Origin of the sequence: Glutamicibacter sp. TV12E (assembly GCF_052441935.1) — a bacterium.
Lineage (GTDB): Bacteria > Actinomycetota > Actinomycetes > Actinomycetales > Micrococcaceae > Glutamicibacter.
In genome coordinates this window covers 81,699-98,544 of record NZ_JBQVVF010000001.1, presented here as the reverse complement: position 1 = coordinate 98,544, position 16,846 = coordinate 81,699, and the positions used below count along the sequence as shown (strand labels likewise).

The window sequence follows — 16,846 nt, the reverse complement described above, 5'->3', positions numbered from 1 at the left end:
AAGGATAAGCATGCGCATCTTTGACCCTCATATCCACATGAGCAGCCGCACCACCAATGACTATGAAGCAATGTTTGCTTCGGGGGTGCGTGCTCTGGTTGAACCGGCGTTCTGGCTGGGGCAGCCGCGAACCAGCGTTGAGTCGTTCTTGGATTATTTTGACTCATTGCTCGGGTGGGAACGGTTCAGGGCCGCCCAATTCGGAATTCGGCATCATGCCACGATTGCCTTGAATCCCAAGGAGGCCAACGACCCTCGTTGCGTACCCGTGCTTGAGGAGCTGCCTCGCTACCTGGTGAAGGAGGGTGTGGTCGCGGTCGGAGAAATCGGCTACGACTCCATGACACCAGCCGAGGACCATGCCTTTGCGACCCAGCTGCAATTGGCCCGCGAGTACGACTTGCCGGTCCTGGTGCACACGCCGCACCGCGAGAAGCTGGCCGGAACCCGGCGCACCCTGGACGTGGTGCGCGAATCCGGGATCGCAGCCGGCACCGTGCTGGTGGATCACCTCAACGAAACCAATATCGAAATGGTCAAGGAGGCTGGTTCCTGGATGGGCTTCTCCATATACCCGGACACAAAGATGGATGAACGGCGCATGGTCGACTTGCTGCAGCGCTATGGAACCGAGCGCATCCTGGTGAACTCGGCTGCCGACTGGGGACGGTCTGATCCATTAAAAACCAGGCGCACAGCAGAAGCGATGCTGGCCGCTGGATTCAGCGAAGACGATGTGGACCAGGTTCTATGGCGCAATCCGGTGGAGTTCTACGGTCAAAGCGGCCAATTGATTCTTGATCCTATTCCCGGATTCGAAAGCAGTGCTTTCCCTGACCCTGCTGCTGGCTTTGAGGGGAATTCCGTACTACGAGGGGAGAGAGTCTCATGAGACTGTCCTACTGCACCAACGTCCATCCCGCAGAGGATTTGGAAGGCGTCATCACCCAGTTGCGCCACTACGCCGGCAATATCCGGCGCCGAGCCGGCCTGCAGGTCCTCGGCGTTGGGCTGTGGATCCCCTCCGTGCTGGCCACGAGATTGGCAGCTAGCGAGCAGGACCGCCAGGTCCTGCGCGAAGTGCTAGAGGCTGAGGGCCTGCAGCTGCACACCATCAATGCTTTTCCCTATTGCGGATTCCACGATGAAGTTGTCAAGCATGCAGTGTATCTGCCTACGTGGGCCGAGCCAGCGCGCTTGGAATATACGCTGCGCTGCGCGCAGATCCTCGCGGATCTGCTGCCGGAAGGGGAAGTCGGATCGATCTCCACGCTTCCGCTGGCTTGGCGCGACCCATGGGATGAAGTCCAGGACCAGGCATCGACCAACGCTTTTGCGCAATTGAGCCAGGGGCTTCGCGAGCTCAAGGAACGTACCGGCCGCACTGTGCGGGTGGCCATCGAGCCAGAGCCGGGATGCGTGCTCGACACCATCAGCGACATTGTCCAATGGCTCGGTGCCCGGCTGGAAAGGGGCATCGATCCGGAGTTTGTCGGGGTTTGCGTTGACACCTGCCACCTGGCTGTCTCGTTCGCTGATCCTGCCGGAGCCATCGCGCAGATCCAGAATGCGGGCTTGCGAGTCGTCAAGGTCCAGGCCTCGGCAGCCCTGCACGTGCTCGACCCGAAAGACCGCGCCGCACGTGCCGCGCTGGAAAGTTTTGTTGAACCGAAATACCTGCACCAGGTGCGCGAATCCTCGGCTGCAGGAGTAATTCCGGCCGATGACCTGGACACCGCGCTCGCCGAACTGCCTGGTTCAGGTCCTTGGCGGGTGCACTTCCATATTCCTTTGCACCATGTTCCGGCCGCTCCCTTGCAAACGACCACCGATGTATTGCAAGCGACGGTGAGCGAGGCGGGCAAGCTTCCCTATGCGGACGAGATTCATTTGGATGTCGAAACCTATACCTGGAGCGTGCTTCCGCAGCACGGCAATGCCGAAGAAGTCGGCATCGTCGACGGAATCGCCGCCGAACTGGTATGGGCTGGAGAGAACCTGATGGCTCCGGTGCACGCGAGCTGAAGAGTGCCCCTGATGGCATCAAGTACGTCCTACCAATTTTGTACAGGAGCAATGTGAAACCCGTACTGCTACTTAACGTCGTCGGATTGACCTCCCGGGCGCTGGCGCGCATGCCGCGGCTTGCGAAATTGGCCAACCAAGGCTGGTCGGCAAAGCTGGGCACCGTTTTGCCTGCCGTCACCTGCTCGGCCCAGGCGACCATGCTGACCGGCCTGTCTCCGGCCGAGCATGGAATTGTTGGCAACGGCTGGTATTTCCGGGAACTGGGGGAGGTGCACCTGTGGCGCCAGCACAATCGCCTGGTGGCTGGAGAAAGCATTTGGGAGACCGCCCGGCTGCAGAAACCCGAGTACACCTCGGCGAATATTTGCTGGTGGTACGCGATGGGAATGAGCACCGACCTGACGGTGACTCCGCGACCTATCTATCATGCTGACGGGCGCAAATCCCCTGACGCATACATGCGGCCACCCGAGCTGCATGATGAATTGGTCGGTGCCCATGGTGAATTCCCGCTGTTCCAGTATTGGGGTCCGACCGCGTCCATAGCCTCCAGCCGATGGATCATCAACTCAACCAGGCATGTTATTCGTACCCGTGCACCGCACCTGGTGACTGCCTACCTTCCGCACCTGGATTATGACCTGCAGCGTTTCGGCCCTCGCTCGGCAAAAGCGGACGCTGCGGCGGCCGAACTGGATGCCGAATTGGCCCCATTGATTGATGAGGCCGAAGCAGATGGCTACACCGTGATGGTTGTCGCTGAATACGGCATCGAAGATGCGCATACGCCGGTGGACATCAATCGAGAGCTTCGGCGCGAAGGCCTGCTCGAAGTTTACGTTCAAGACGGACGCGAGCAGCTGGACCCCTGGACCTCAAGGGCATTCGCCGTCGCGGATCATCAAGTCGCCCATGTTTACGTGAAGAACGAGGCCGACATCGGACGAGTGGCGGCTATATTGCGTGCCTTGGACGGTGTTGACGAAGTGCTTGATCGGGAGGCACAGGCCCGGTATGGGCTGGATCACCAGCGCTCCGGGGAACTGGTTGTCGTGGCTGAACCCGGTGCGTGGTTCACCTACTACTTCTGGCTGGACGATTCGCGCGCGCCAGAATATGCCCGCGGGGTGGATATCCATCGCAAGCCAGGCTACGACCCGGCTGAGCTGTTCTTTGACCCTGCTGACCGTTGGGCGAAGGCCAAGGCAGGAGTAAACCTGCTCAAGAAGAAAGCGGGCTTGCGGTATGCCATGAGCACTGTTCCGCTGGATCCTTCCTGCGTGAAGGGCACACACGGGCGCCTGGCGGAATCTGCCCAGGACATGCCATTGATCCTCTGCTCGGATGTCTCGGTGTCAACCGAGATCTCGGCCCTTTTGGAGTCGGGCCGAGCTGTGCCGGCAAAGTCGGTGAAGTCGCTGGTCCTGCACGCGCAGGGCCTCGAATCGTCGGTGGCTTCGTCGGTTTGATATCCAACAACACGCATTTTGGCGTTTGATGCAACAAAATGAAATCAAGGTCAAGATTGCCTCTTGGCCTGGATTTCGTGCGCAATCTAGCGGGTGCGGGTGAATGGAAATATTAGAATTTTCTGAGTTTGTTTTGTGAAACCACTAGCAAATTGTGAGACAAGCCACTAACGTTCCAATTGACCCGATTCGACCAGCTCCGAATCAATGGCGACAAGGAAGTGAACCATGAAAGTCAACCGAACAGGGAACGCGGACAGAGCTCCGCACGGCGTGGTTTCCGCGCACTTTTCCAAACGACATATGCTGCGCGCGAGCGCCGGGCTTGCTACAGCAGCTGTGCTTGCCTCGGCCCTAGCCGGCGTGCCGGCTTCTGCCCAGCCCAAGGCCCCGGTGCCGGTTGTGCCAGCGGACTCGGCCTTCCAGAAGGTAACGCTCAATGACACTCCCGGCGAGCCGATGGATCTCGCAGTCCTGCCCGATGGGAGTGTTCTGCACACCACCCGCAGTGGCGAAGTGTGGCTCAATGATGCCACCAGCGGCGTCAACTCCTTGGCAGCCGAAGTGGACGTATACCGCCACGACGAAGAGGGATTGCAGAGCATCGCCTTGGACCCCCAGTTCGGCACCGATGGCAACAACTGGGTTTATCTGTACTACGCGCCGCCGATGAACACCCCAGTCGACGATCCTGAAACCGCCGATATCAACGAGGGCGATGCCCCGGTCAGCGGCACCGCAGCCGACTTTGAACCCTTCAACGGCGTCAACCGGTTGTCACGATTCCAATTTGATGGAAAGTCAATCGATCTGGACACCGAGCAGCAGATCATCGATGTTTCGGCAACCCGCGGCCTGTGCTGCCACGTCGGCGGCGATATCGTCTTCGACGCGAAGGGAGACTTGTATCTCTCAACCGGAGACGACACCAACCCATTCGTGTCCGGCGGGTACTCGCCGATCGACGAGAACCCCGAGTCCAATCCGGGATACGACGCCCAGCGCACTGCGGCAAACACCAACGACTTGCGCGGCAAGGTCTTGCGGATCACCCCGAAGGATGGCGGCGGCTACACCATCCCGGACGGCAACCTGTTCGAAGAAGGCACCGACGGAACGCGCCCAGAGATTTACCTGATGGGTCTGCGCAACCCATTCCGCATCGATGTCAATCAGAGCACCGGAGAGCTTTACGTTGGCGACTATTCGCCCGATGCCAGAAGCGCAAACCCTGACCGGGGACCTGCCGGAACCGGCAAGTGGCTCATCGCCACGGAACCAGCGAACTATGGATGGCCATACTGCGCCACCGAAAGCCTCCCGTACAACGACTATGACTTTGTCACCGGTGTTTCCGGCGAGAAGTTCAACTGCGCTGCACCGGTGAATGAGTCACCGAACAATACCGGCCTGACTCAGCTGCCACCCGTGGCCACTGCAGATGTCTGGTACACCTACGGCCAGTCGGAGCAGTTCCCAGAACTTGGCACCGGAGGCATCGGCCCCATGGCAGGGCCAGCTTATGAATTCAACGCAGAAGCAACCCGTGGAGCACGCCCGGTGGCCTGGCCATCCTACTTCGATGGCAAAGCGCTCTTCTACGAATGGACCCGCGACTACATCAAGGGCATGACGATTGAAGATGGTTCACTAGTTTCCATCGAGAACGTGATTTCCTCGATTGTGACCGACAATCCGATCGATATGGAATTCGGTCCGAACGGTGCACTGTATATCCTCGAATACGGCGACGGCTACTTCGGCGAAAACGAAGATGCCCAGGTCGCGCGCATCGACTATATCGGTGAGGGCGGCAACCACAGTCCCGTCGCAGTTGCCTCGGGAACGCCTACTGTTGGCACTTCGCCGCTGACTGTTGAATTCTCCAGCGAAGGCACCGCCGACGCTGACAATGACAAGCTGCGGTACGCCTGGGACTTCGATTCCGATGGCGTTGTGGATTCCACCGAGGCCTCCCCGACCTACACCTACCAGGAAGATGGCAAGTACACCGCCACGCTGACCGTAACCGACTTCGGTGGCAAGCATCGCGGGCGCCATTCTTCAGCTGAAGTAGAAATTGAAGTGGGCAACCAGCAGCCGGTCATCGAGTTCATAACCCCGGTTTCGGGCCAGGCCTTCCAATTTGGCGATACCGTCAGCTATGAAGTCAAGGTTACCGATGACCAGCCAGTTGATTGCTCGCTGGTGGAAGTGAGCTACATCCTGGGCCACCATACCCACGGACATCCGCAGACTACCACCAAGGGCTGCACTGGCTCCTTCGTCACCACGGTGCCAGAGGGCCACGACCCTGCAGTAGATGATCTTTCTGCAGTATTCAATGCCACGTACACGGACCAGGGCGACGGCGGCTCGAAGCCGCTCACCGGTACCGCCGAAGTGGTTCTGGAAGCGGCCAGCAACTAGAAGCAAATTGGCTGATCCAGGCAAAAAGGCGGTTGGACCGTTCCCTGAGGGGAATGGGCCAACCGCCTTTTGGCCTGTGCAATACAGCCTGCGAGTTTTTAGTCCTGCGCCGGCAGTTCAGGAATCGATGGGCGCCGGTGATGCCGTGCCAAGCACGCGGGCTGGATCAGCCAGCAGCTCGGTGAACGCCAGCTCGGCCGCTCCGACCAAAACCGGATCTTCACCCAATGGAGCCAGCTCGATGGCAACTTGTTCCCGCGCTGAACGTGCCCCGCCGACACGGACGGCGTCTTCGAGCAGCGCGGGCATCGTCCTGGCCAAGATGCGCAGGAAACCACCGAGCACAAACACCGATGGATTCAGCTGATGCACCAGGGCCCGCAGCGCTACGGCCAGGAGGCGGGATTGCCTCTGGAGAATTTCAAGCAGCGCTTCCGGGGCGTTGCCCGATTCAAAGAGCCCAAGAACCGTGGATTCGAGATCTTCGGCTTGTCCGGATGGAACCCCGGTCGCGCGCAGAAGTTCCTCGCGGGTCACTTCTGCTTCCAGGCAGCCTGCAGAACCGCACGAACAATTGGCGCCATCGGTGCGTACAAGCAGGTGGCCGATCTGGCCGGCAAAACCAGTAGCCCCCTGCAGCAACTGGCCGCCGCTGAGGATGCCGCCCGCGATGCCGCTGGCGCCGCCATAGAGGTATACAAAATCCGAGACGTCGCGGCCGGCGCCAAAGGCTGCTTGCGCGCGTGCCCCGACAATCGCGTCATTGGCGCATGAGACGGGCAAGTTGAGCGCAGCAGACAGCTGCGCGGCCAAGGGCTCTTCTTGCCACCCCAGCTGCGGGGCTTCGATAACGGTTCCGTCGGCCGGATCCACCAGACCGGGCACGGCAACACCGACGCCGACTACTCGACGATTCTCGGGCAAGGACGTGGCCATGCCGGTGTAGATTGCCGAAACGATATTTACTACTTCGGCGGTGGATGGGGGCGCAACAGTGTGGAAGCGCACCGGGTTCACGATGCGTCCGCCCAGGGCCACCAAGGCGACATTCACGGCGTCCAGATCCGGATTCACGGCCAAGGCGAGCACACCGGGGCCGGGGCTGATCATGATGGAAGGGCGGCCGTGCTGCTGGCGTTGATCCGGTTCGTTTTCAAGAACCAATCCCAGCTGCGCCAATTCGCCAACGAGCGCGGCGATGGTCGAGCGGTTCAGGCCGGTGACCCGAGTCAGTTCAGCACGGGAGATTCCCGCGGAGCAGTGCACCAGTGTCAAGACAGTGGAGAGATTATGCTGCCGGGTAGTGTCGCGATTGCTGCCGAGCCCAGCACCGCTTGCACGGGCACTGGCAGGTTTCCTCGAATTGCTTTCCACGTCCGGATGGTCCCTTCTTGGCAGGACCTTTGCGCCTGCTCCCACAACCATCGTATCTGCACCAAAGCGATAAATACGCTCGTGCTCTCGGCGGTTCAGACTGCAGTTGCGGACAGGTGGACGCGATTGACTGATGCCATGAGCAGGCTGCCCAGGCGCTCTCGCAGGCGATCGGGAATTTCGTCAATGGCCAAGCAGCCCAGCGCTTTTTCGGCATGCTGAACCGCTGAGGCGATGGCGTAGTCCTTGGCGCCGCAGGCAATAAGCATGGCGCGGATTTTTTCTGCTTCAGATGCAGTCATTTGCGGTGTGCCAATGAGCCCGGCGACGCTGTCCCACTGTGGCTGGGTCGCAGCGTAGGAGAGCAGGATGGTCCGCTTGCCTTCGCGCAGATCACCCCAGCGGGATTTGCCGGTTTGGCTTTGCTCGCCGAATACGCCCAGGACATCGTCGACAATCTGATAGGCGATGCCGGCAAAACGGCCAAAAGATGCCAACGCGGATCTCGCCTGTTCGGGGGCGCCAGCCAGTATCGCTCCGGCGTGCAGCGGGGCTTCGAAAGAATAGGCGGAAGTCTTGTGGCGCGCAGTGTTCAGGATTTCTTCCGGCGGCGGCATGTCCTGTCCGAGGCTGGATTCAATATCGAATAACTCGCCTCCCACCGAAGCGAAAATCGCCTGGCCCACAACGCAGTGCAGCTCGCGGTGGAGGGCCTCGGAGACCGGCAAGGACCGGATCACCTGGTAGACGCCGGTCAGCGCCAGATCGCCGGCGAGGATTGCAGCGCAGGCCCCGGCATGATCGGCCGTGGCGGGGCTGGCACCTCGTTGCAGGGCTGCGTTCCTGTAGGTGGCCGCGACATTGGGCGAGCCACGGCGCAGCAGGTCCCGGTCGATGACGTCATCGTGGACCAGCAGGGCGTTATGCAGCAGCTCGAAGGCGGCTGCCACCCCGGTCGCCTCGGTGGCAGATGTGCCACCGAGGCCGGAATAGGCAAGGAGCACTAGGCGTGGACGGGAGCGGGAGCCTCCACGCGAGGTGCGTTCGAGCGCTTCCCACAGTTGCAGGTAGCTTGGCCCCTGAGCGGCTGCACGAAGTTTCGATTCCATGAAAAATCGGTGCAGCCGCTGCTCAACCAGCGCTAGACCAACATCGAGATCCACGCGTGGCTCCTAGGCCTTGAGGGGTTGCTTTTTGGCCTTGCGCATTTTGCCGGAGGCGAAGCGCTGCTGCAGCAGGACGGCCAGTACGATGATCGCGCCCTTGGCCAGTGCCTGGACAGAGGTGTCCATGTTGTTCTGGGTGAACACGTTGGTCAGGGTGCTGAAGATCAAGACGCCGAGAACGGTGCCCATGATGGTGCCTCGGCCGCCGACCAGCAGCGTTCCGCCGACAACGACCGCGGCAATTGCGTCCAGCTCGTAGAGGTAGCCGTGGGTCGAGGTCCCGGAGGTCGTGCGTCCCATCATCATCAGCCCGGCAATGCCTGCGGCGATGCCGACCAGTACGTAAAGCGAGACGACGTGCCGCTTGACCTTGATACCGGCCAGGCGCGATGCTTCAAGGTTTCCGCCGATGGCTACCGTGCGGCGTCCGAAGGTGGTCCGGTTCAGCAAGAACCATCCGGTGGCCGCGGCCAAGGCGAAGATCCACACGAGTACCGGCACTCCCAGGAAGTCGGCGCGCATGAACTTGGTGAAGCCGGTATTGGTTACCAGCAGGGTCCGGCGTTCTGAGATGATTTCGGCCAGCCCGCGGGCTGCCACCAGCGTGGCCAGGGTGGCAATGAACGCCACCACGTTGCCGTAGGCGATGATGACGCCGTTGATCAGGCCGGCCACGGCGCCCACGAGCAGGGAAACGACAACCATCAGCAGCCAGGTGGACTCGGACGCGGCAGCCTGGACTGCCGTCAAGCTGCCGACCACAGAGGTCAGCCCCAAGACGGATCCGACCGACAAATCGATGCCGCCAGCGGTGATGACAAAGGTGACGCCGATGCTCAACACGCCGATGATCGAGGCATGCCGCAGGATGACAAGCATGTTCTCCGAAGACGTGAAACGATCACCGCTGGTGACCAGGCCGATCAGGACCAGCACGACCAAGGCGACAACCAAGCCGAGGCTCCGCCCTGCTGGCCCGTGCATCAGGTTCTGCAGCACGCCACCGGAGCGGCCGGTTGTGGAGAGGTGGTCGATTGGCTTCTGGGCCGAGGTCTGTTCAAGTTGCTCGGCAGCTTGGGTCTTCTGCTTGCTCACGCGGCACTTCCCTTCATGACTAGGTCGAGCACACCGTGCTCGTCAATTTCAGTTGCTGTTTTCTGGGCCAGGACCTGTCCATCGTCAATGACCAGGACATTGTCGGAGAGGCCGAGGACTTCTTCGATCTCGCTGGAAATGATGATGATGGCGGTCCCGGCATCTGCCAAGCGGCGGATCAGCGTATAAATTTCTGCACGAGCTCCCACGTCGACGCCACGAGTAGGCTCATCGAGCAGCAGCACCGTCGTACCGTGTACCAGCCAGCGGGCCAGCAGGATCTTTTGTTGATTTCCGCCGGAAAGGGTTCTCGCGGGTCGCTGCGGATCGGCGGGACGGAGTTCCAGGGCATCAATTTGCTCCCGGGCTGCGCGCCGCTCTGCCGATTCGTCCAGCAATCCGGTGCGCGCGAAGCGCTCGAAGGTGGAGAGCGTGACGTTCTTGTAGATCGGCTCGTCCAGGATCAGGCCCTGGCTCTTTCGCTCCTCGGGGGACAGGCCGATTCCTGCGTCCACCGCGGAGGTCACCGAACCGGCGGTCAGCTTCTTTCCCTTCACGCTGACCTGCCCGCCGGTGGCCTTCCGGGCACCGTAGATGGTTTCTACAATTTCTGAGCGCTGGGAGCCGACGAGTCCTGCAAAGCCGAGGATTTCTCCGGCGCGCACGCTGAAGCTGAGCTTTTCGAAGTGGCCTGCCAGCTCCAGTTCGGCGACATCGAGAACCACTGGGGCATCGGCTGGGATGGCTGTCCGTTCAGGAAAGACGTTGGCGACATCGCGTCCGGTCATCCTCCGGATGAGCTCGGCCTTGGGGGTGTCTGCCACGTCCAGGTTATTGGCGGTGCTTTGCCCATCCTTGATCACCGAAATCCGGTCGCCGATTTCCCGGATCTCTTCAAGGCGATGCGAAATGTAGACGACGGCGATGCCTTGGGACGTCAATTCCCGGACCACGCGGAACAGGTTCTGCACCTCTCCTGCGTCGAGGATCGCGCTTGGCTCATCCATGATGATCAGCTTGGTGTCGCGGGAGAGCGCCCGGGCCATGCTGACAATTTGCTTGTTGGCGGCCGAGAGCGTTCCGACCTCGCGTGATGGTGAGAGGCTGCCGTGGCCCAGCCGCCGCAGAAGGGTTCGCGTGACGGCATTGGCCTTTTTCACGTGCAGAACCCCTCCGGTGGCCTGCTCGTGGCCGAGGAAGATGTTTTCGGCAATGCTCAGGCCGTCGACCACATCGAGTTCCTGGTACATGGTGGCGATGCCGAGCCCCAGCGCAGCCGTGGGAGAGGGGATGCCGACCTGTTCTCCTTCCCAGAAGATTTCGCCTTCGTCTGGCTGGTGTACGCCGGAGAGGGTTTTGATCAAGGTGGATTTGCCGGCGCCATTTTGTCCCATGACGCAATGGACCTCACCGGGGAGCACGGACAAGTCAACGCCCTTGAGCGCTTGAACGGCTCCGAATTGCTTCGTGAGTCCGCGCACTTCGAGGAGCGGACGTGGATTTTCATCTTGCATCATGTGATGAAGCTAACACATTATGTCGGCAATCGGTAGAAGTTCGTCGATTTTCCTCGAACTTCTGTTATTGTGACAATAGTCACGCACGCTGGTGCCCGAACAGTTCGGTTTGCACGCGGCGGCGCTGCACCTTACTCACTGAGGAGATAGACATGCTTGCAGTTCCTTCCGGACGGAAAATGCTCATCACTACCGGTGCCCTCTTAGCGGTCGGCGCACTGATCACCGGCTGCTCGTCGGATTCCAGTGGCGGTAGCGCCCAGCCCTCGAATGCCTCAAGCGAAGGCAACGCCGCGGCGGGCGACGAAGTGGTCATCGGCTTCTCGGGCCCGGCTGCCGACCACGGCTGGCTCGGCGCAATCAACTCGGCCGCCATCGCCCAAGGCGATTCGCTGGAAGATGTCGACTTGCGAGTTGCCGAAGGCACCAACGATGCCAACTTGCAGATCAGCCAAGTTGAGCAGTTCATCAATGACAAGGTAGACGCGATCGTCCTGCTGCCGACCGACGGCGCTGCGCTGACCGCAGTGGCAACCAAGGCCATGGACGCGGGAATTCCAGTCATCAATGTGGACCGCGAGTTCTCCAGTCCTGCCGCCGCCCGAACCACCATTCTGGGCGATAACTACGGCATGGGCCGTAGCGCCGGCGAATACATCTGCGAGCGTCTTGGCGACAAGCCCGATGCAGTTGTTGCGGAAATCCCGGGCGTCGACTCCCTGCCGCTGACTCAAGACCGCAGCGAGGGCTTCGCCGACGCGCTGAAGACCTGTGGCCTGGATGTCGACAACCGCGTGCCAGCTGACTTTACCGTCGCCGGCGGCGAAGCGGCCGCTTCGCAGCTGCTCGCGGCCGCGCCAAAGATTGATGCCATCTGGAACCACGACGATGACCAGGGCCATGGCGTGCTCGCGGCCATCGACAGCGCTGGCCGCGATGAATTCTTCATGGTCGGTGGCGCTGGTTCCAAAAACGCCATGGATCTGATCAAGGGCGGTGAATCGGTGCTGGAAGCCACGGTTCTCTACCCATCCACCCAGGCGGCAGACGGTGTTCGCCTGGCACGACTGATCGCGCAGGACAAGGCCATGAGCGACCTGGTCGAAGTTGAGGTGCCCAAGCGCATCGTTTTGAATGCACCGGTTGTCACCTCGGACAACGTCGACCAGTACCTGCCGACGGCGTTCAGCTCCTAAACCGAGCACAAGGCGTTTCGGGGTGGCTTGCCTTGCACGGTTCAGCCGCCCCGAACGCGATCCCATGAAGATCCACAGCAGGAGGAAACACATGCCCAACCAAAAACCAGCCTTGAAAATTGCCCTCATCGGGCATGGATTCATGGGTGCTGCGCATTCACAAGGATGGCGAGTCGCGCCAAGGTTTTTTGATCTTCCGTTTCAACCAGAAATGACGCTGCTGGTTGGCCGCAATGCCGCCGGAGTCGACGCTGCTGCGGAAAAATGGGGCTGGTCTGAAACGTCAACCGACTGGCGCACCGCCATAGAACGCGAAGACATTGACGTAGTCGACATCGTCACGCCGGGGAATTCACATGCAGAAATAGCCATTGCCGCCCTGGCTGCCGGCAAGCACGTGCTGTGCGAAAAGCCTTTGGCCAACACCCTTGAAGAAGCCGAAGCCATGGCTGCCGCAGCCCGCAACGCGGACAAGGGTGTTCAGGCGATGGTCGGATTTACCTACCGCAGGGTGCCCGCTGCAACCTTTGCCCGTGACCTGGTGGCCAGCGGAGCGATCGGGCAGGTGCGCCAGGTGCGCGCCGCCTATCTGCAGGATTGGCTGCACGATGAGCGTTCGCCGTTGACTTGGCGGCTGCAAAAGGAGCACGCCGGCACCGGCGCCCTGGGGGACATCGGAGCCCATGCCGTGGATCTCTCCCAGTTCATCACCGGCCAGAAGATTGTTGGAGTGAGCGGCCTGCTTCAGACGTTTGTCAACGAGCGCCCGTTGCTCGATGCACCCACGCAGCTGGGTCCGGTGAGTGTGGATGACGCTGCAGCGTTCACGGCTCGATTTGATGGGGGAATTGTCGGCACATTCGAGGCGACCCGCATGGCCACCGGGCGCAAGAATTCATTGCGCATTGAGGTCTCGGGCTCCAAGGGGGCAATTTCCTTTGATCTGGAGAACTACAATTCGCTGGGCTACTACGATGCAACGGCTGCGCCCACCCGCCAAGGATTTACGCAAATTATGGTGACGGAGCCGGAGCACCCCTACATCTCTGCCTGGTGGCCCACCGGACATACGCTGGGGTATGAGCATGGATTTGTGCACCAGGCCAAGGATTTCATTGATGCCATCGGGGCTGGCCAGCAGCCAGAGCCGTCATTCGACGACGGGCATCAAGTGCAGTGCGTCCTGGACGCGGTCCAGCGCAGCGCAGCCAGCAACAGCACGTGGACCACCACAGCATAAGGAACACCCAAGGCAGCACGAGGGAACCAAACGAAAAGGAGCCAACGGATGGCACGCGATTTCACCCTATTTACCGGCCAATGGGCCGACTTGCCCCTAGAGGAGGTGGCACGTCTGGCAGCAGGTTGGGGATATGACGGCCTGGAGATCGCGGTCTCCGGTGAGCATCTTGACGCGTGGCGGTGGGATGATGACGACTACATCGCCGAGCGCCTGGGGATCCTGGAAAAATTTGGTTTGAAGGTCTGGGCCATCTCCAACCACCTCAAGGGACAGGCAGTGTGCGACAACCCGATCGACTTCCGCCATCAGGCCATTGTAGGAGACAGGGTCTGGGGAGATGGAGACCCCGAGGGCGTGCGCCAGCGGGCTGCCGAGGAAATGAAGAACACCGCACGGCTGGCCAAGCGCCTAGGCGTTGAAACCGTCGTCGGTTTTACCGGGTCCTCGATTTGGCAGTATGTCGCCATGTTCCCGCCAGTGCCGGCAGAGGTCATCGACGCTGGCTACCAGGACTTTGCTGACCGCTGGAACCCGATCCTGGATGTTTTTGACGAATGCGGTGTGCGCTTTGCACATGAAGTCCATCCATCGGAGATTGCCTATGATTACTGGTCGACGGTCAAGACCCTTGAGGCCATCGGGCACCGCGAGGCTTTTGGGCTGAACTGGGACCCGAGCCACATGGTGTGGCAGGGCATCGACACGGTGGGTTTCATTTCGGACTTCGCCGAGAAGATCTACCACGTTGATTGCAAGGACACCCGCATGCGGATGGGCAACGGCCGCAATGGCGGCCTGGGCTCGCACCTGCCATGGGGCGACCCACGCAGGGGATGGGATTTTGTCTCGGCCGGCCGTGGGGACGTGCCTTGGGAAGATGCATTCAGGGCCCTGGCCGCGATCGGTTATGAAGGCCCGATTTCCATCGAATGGGAAGACGCTGGCATGGATCGGCTCTACGGCGCGCCCGAGGCGCTGGCGGCGTTGAAGAGGCTGGATTTCCCCGCTTCGTCGACTTCCTTCGATGCGGCTTTCAAACAGGACGCATGAAAACAAGGATGATCTGATCCGCTGCAGGTTTCGGCCGGGACTGGCTCCCGGCAGGGACCGGCAGCGGATCTTCTCTGTGCGCTGCCAGCAAGGTCAAGCTGGAACCAAGGCAGATCAGAACCTCGGACCGGGCCCTGCTTTTGGCGTTGGCTGGCCATCGGCTCCGCTGAGAACCCGCACGCATAATTCCAAGGGCCCAGAAGCCCTGGTGAATCCCAGCCAGATACCGCAGCAGGCAGTAGCCGCGCACAAGATCCACCAGATGGCTGAAGGCTCCAGGATGTCATCGAGCAGCGGGAGCAGAACCAGATGTCCGGCATACAAGGTGAGCGGAGCGCGCCCAGCGCCAGCAAGTACCCGGCCGAGCACGCCAAGGCGGGGCACGAGAAGCAGTAGGACTCCAAGCACTGCAACAGCGCAGCTCGCCGAATGCACGGTGGCAAGCAAGGCGTTGCTGTGCCCAGTTGGAAGCCACAGGTATTCGACACTGGCCAAATATGGGTCCAGTGCTGTCCCCGGCAACCGACCGGTAGTAATGAGCGTTGGGACAAGAGACGGAAGCGCTCCGGAAGCCGCCGAAATTTGGCCGGTGAAACCCAGGCTCATAACGCGGCCGACGATGTAGCTGATCGCTGCGATGGCACCGCCGGACACGGTGAGCACTGCGGCTGTCTTTTGGCTCCCCAAATCGCAATGTCCCAGTGCGACACCCAGGAGCCCGTATCCAAACCAAACCAGAAGCGGGTAATAGCCGGTAACGGTGAGATCCTGGAACAACGGCCCCGGGGACAGCAGGTCGCCAAAGCTCGGATTGTGGCCGAGGGATTGCCCCAATGAGCCTGCAGCCAAGGGGCGCCAGAACAGTGGCGCGAAGACCAGCCAGAGCACTGAGACTACCCAAATGGTTGTTCTCGGAAGCTTGAGGACCAGCGGAAGCAACAGAAATAGTAGCCCATAGTGGACAAGAATGACTGCGATGCCTTCATTTATCGTCCCAATTACCATTCCGAGCACGGCAATAATTAATGCTCTCAAGGCAAGGACTGAGTAAATCTTAGGGTGGGAAAAGCCCCTGCGAGCCAGGGAACCAGTCATGAGCGTCAGCGATAATCCGGCCAAAACCATGAATAGAACAGAGGCCCGCCCAGAGGCTGCAGCCCCGGTAAATGTAGGGGAGTAGGCACCTGGGCCGCGGTATTCATAGAGCGGGAAAATGTGCGCCGCGAACATCCCCAAGATGGCCACAAGGCGTGCTGCATCAACCGCCAAAATGCGTCGTGGCTTCCCCGAAATCTCCATGGAAACATCGCACCACGGAAGTGGGGATGGATGCCATTGCAACATGCGCAAGTGTAGATTTAAAGCCATGGCTACAAGTGCAATTGATAATCAGGCATACCCATTTGGCACCGTGCTCACTGCAATGGTCACCCCCTTCACCGAAGCGGGGGAAGTTGACTACGCGCTCGCAGCCAAATTGGCCCAGAAGCTCGTCGATGATGGATGCGACGGACTAGTCGTCACCGGCACCACCGGCGAGACCTCGACGCTGAGCGACGAAGAGAACATCCAGATGTTCCGCACCGTCGTCGCGGCAGTCGGCGACCGCGCCGCGGTGCTGGCCGGTTCGACGACCAACGACACCCGCCACTCGATCAAGCTCTCGCTTGCCGCGAAGGAAGCTGGTGTTGACGGTGTGCTGTTGACCACCCCGTATTACAACAAGCCAAGCCAGGCCGGCGTCATCGCGCACGTCAAGGCCATTGCCGAAGCCGTCGAGCTGCCAATCATGCTCTACGACATCCCAGGGCGCACCGGGATCGCACTGGCACCGGAAACCATTATCGAACTCGCCAAGATTCCACAGGTCATCGCGCTGAAGGATGCCAAGGCAGATTACCAGTCCACCACCACGGTGCTGGCCAAGACCGATCTGCACGTCTACTCGGGCGACGATGGATTGACCCTGCCATTGATGGCAGCCGGTGCGGCCGGCGTGGTTTCCGTCACGGCTCACGTTGCAGCCGCGAAGTACCGTACGCTTGTTAATGCAATGCATGCAGGTGATTTGGCGACTGCACGCACCACACACTTTGAGCTGGACGCGATCCAGCGCGGCATCATGGGCCACATTCAGGGCGCCGTGGCCGCAAAATATGGACTTCACTGGCAGGGTGTCCTGCCGAACACCGTCGTCCGGCTGCCGCTTGTGGCACCGTCGGACGCAGAGCTCGATGCCATCCGCGCGGACCTACGTGAAGGCGGATGGGATCTGTAA

At 60.6% G+C, this 16,846-nt stretch carries 13 protein-coding genes; 8 read left to right on the top strand and 5 right to left on the bottom strand.

Features of this window, described 5'->3' with window-relative positions; all coding sequences use genetic code 11:
• The first annotated feature begins 10 nt into the window (after positions 1-10).
• From ACT7DV_RS00430 to ACT7DV_RS00415, 4 genes are all read left to right on the top strand, one after another.
• Positions 11-892, top strand: coding sequence for a TatD family hydrolase (locus ACT7DV_RS00430; protein WP_146278040.1), 882 nt, complete (start codon positions 11-13; stop codon positions 890-892).
• Positions 889-2,025 (top strand): metabolite traffic protein EboE, encoded by a 1,137-nt coding sequence (eboE, locus tag ACT7DV_RS00425; RefSeq protein WP_444660409.1) that lies wholly within the window; start codon positions 889-891, stop codon positions 2,023-2,025. Before ACT7DV_RS00430 ends, eboE begins: the two co-directional genes overlap by 4 nt.
• A 53-nt stretch (positions 2,026-2,078) precedes the next feature.
• The gene (locus tag ACT7DV_RS00420; RefSeq protein ID WP_444660408.1) at positions 2,079-3,497 is read left to right on the top strand and encodes an alkaline phosphatase family protein; all 1,419 of its coding nucleotides are present in this window, start codon (positions 2,079-2,081) and stop codon (positions 3,495-3,497) included.
• Between the two features lie 228 nt (positions 3,498-3,725).
• Complete coding sequence (locus ACT7DV_RS00415) at positions 3,726-5,927, top strand: PQQ-dependent sugar dehydrogenase (RefSeq protein ID WP_444660407.1); 2,202 nt, start codon at positions 3,726-3,728, stop codon at positions 5,925-5,927.
• 117 nt (positions 5,928-6,044) lie between these two features.
• Here the strand turns inward: ACT7DV_RS00415 and ACT7DV_RS00410 are convergent, their stop codons facing one another.
• The 4 genes from ACT7DV_RS00410 to ACT7DV_RS00395 form a co-directional block, all read right to left on the bottom strand.
• Entirely contained in the window at positions 6,045-7,301 is a 1,257-nt protein-coding gene (locus tag ACT7DV_RS00410; protein ID WP_444660406.1) for an ROK family protein, read from the bottom strand.
• 95 nt (positions 7,302-7,396) lie between these two features.
• The gene (locus tag ACT7DV_RS00405; RefSeq protein ID WP_444660405.1) at positions 7,397-8,464 is read right to left on the bottom strand and encodes a polyprenyl synthetase family protein; all 1,068 of its coding nucleotides are present in this window, start codon (positions 8,462-8,464) and stop codon (positions 7,397-7,399) included.
• 9 nt (positions 8,465-8,473) lie between these two features.
• Positions 8,474-9,562, bottom strand: a complete 1,089-nt coding sequence (locus ACT7DV_RS00400; protein ID WP_444660404.1) for an ABC transporter permease — start codon at positions 9,560-9,562, stop codon at positions 8,474-8,476.
• A complete protein-coding gene (locus ACT7DV_RS00395; protein ID WP_444660403.1) occupies positions 9,559-11,079 on the bottom strand; it encodes a sugar ABC transporter ATP-binding protein in 1,521 nt (506 codons plus the stop codon). The genes ACT7DV_RS00400 and ACT7DV_RS00395 overlap by 4 nt, the downstream gene beginning before the upstream one ends.
• 152 nt (positions 11,080-11,231) lie before the next feature.
• On the opposite strand from ACT7DV_RS00395, the gene ACT7DV_RS00390 reads away from it, so the two are divergent.
• The 3 genes from ACT7DV_RS00390 to ACT7DV_RS00380 all read left to right on the top strand — a co-directional run bounded on the left by ACT7DV_RS00390 (position 11,232) and on the right by ACT7DV_RS00380 (position 14,568).
• Positions 11,232-12,275, top strand: a complete 1,044-nt coding sequence (locus tag ACT7DV_RS00390) for a substrate-binding domain-containing protein (protein ID WP_444660402.1) — start codon at positions 11,232-11,234, stop codon at positions 12,273-12,275.
• A 91-nt stretch (positions 12,276-12,366) separates the two neighbouring features.
• Entirely contained in the window at positions 12,367-13,515 is a 1,149-nt protein-coding gene (locus tag ACT7DV_RS00385) for a Gfo/Idh/MocA family protein (protein WP_444660401.1), read from the top strand.
• Positions 13,516-13,563: 48 nt separating this feature from the next.
• The gene (locus ACT7DV_RS00380; protein ID WP_444660400.1) at positions 13,564-14,568 is read left to right on the top strand and encodes a sugar phosphate isomerase/epimerase family protein; all 1,005 of its coding nucleotides are present in this window, start codon (positions 13,564-13,566) and stop codon (positions 14,566-14,568) included.
• Between the two features lie 114 nt (positions 14,569-14,682).
• Here the strand turns inward: ACT7DV_RS00380 and ACT7DV_RS00375 are convergent, their stop codons facing one another.
• Complete coding sequence (locus tag ACT7DV_RS00375; protein WP_444660399.1) at positions 14,683-15,867, bottom strand: heparan-alpha-glucosaminide N-acetyltransferase domain-containing protein; 1,185 nt, start codon at positions 15,865-15,867, stop codon at positions 14,683-14,685.
• Between the two features lie 67 nt (positions 15,868-15,934).
• On the opposite strand from ACT7DV_RS00375, the gene dapA reads away from it, so the two are divergent.
• Positions 15,935-16,846 carry a 4-hydroxy-tetrahydrodipicolinate synthase gene (gene dapA, locus ACT7DV_RS00370; RefSeq protein WP_444660398.1) on the top strand — a complete coding sequence of 304 codons (912 nt, stop codon included), beginning with the start codon at positions 15,935-15,937 and terminating at the stop codon, positions 16,844-16,846.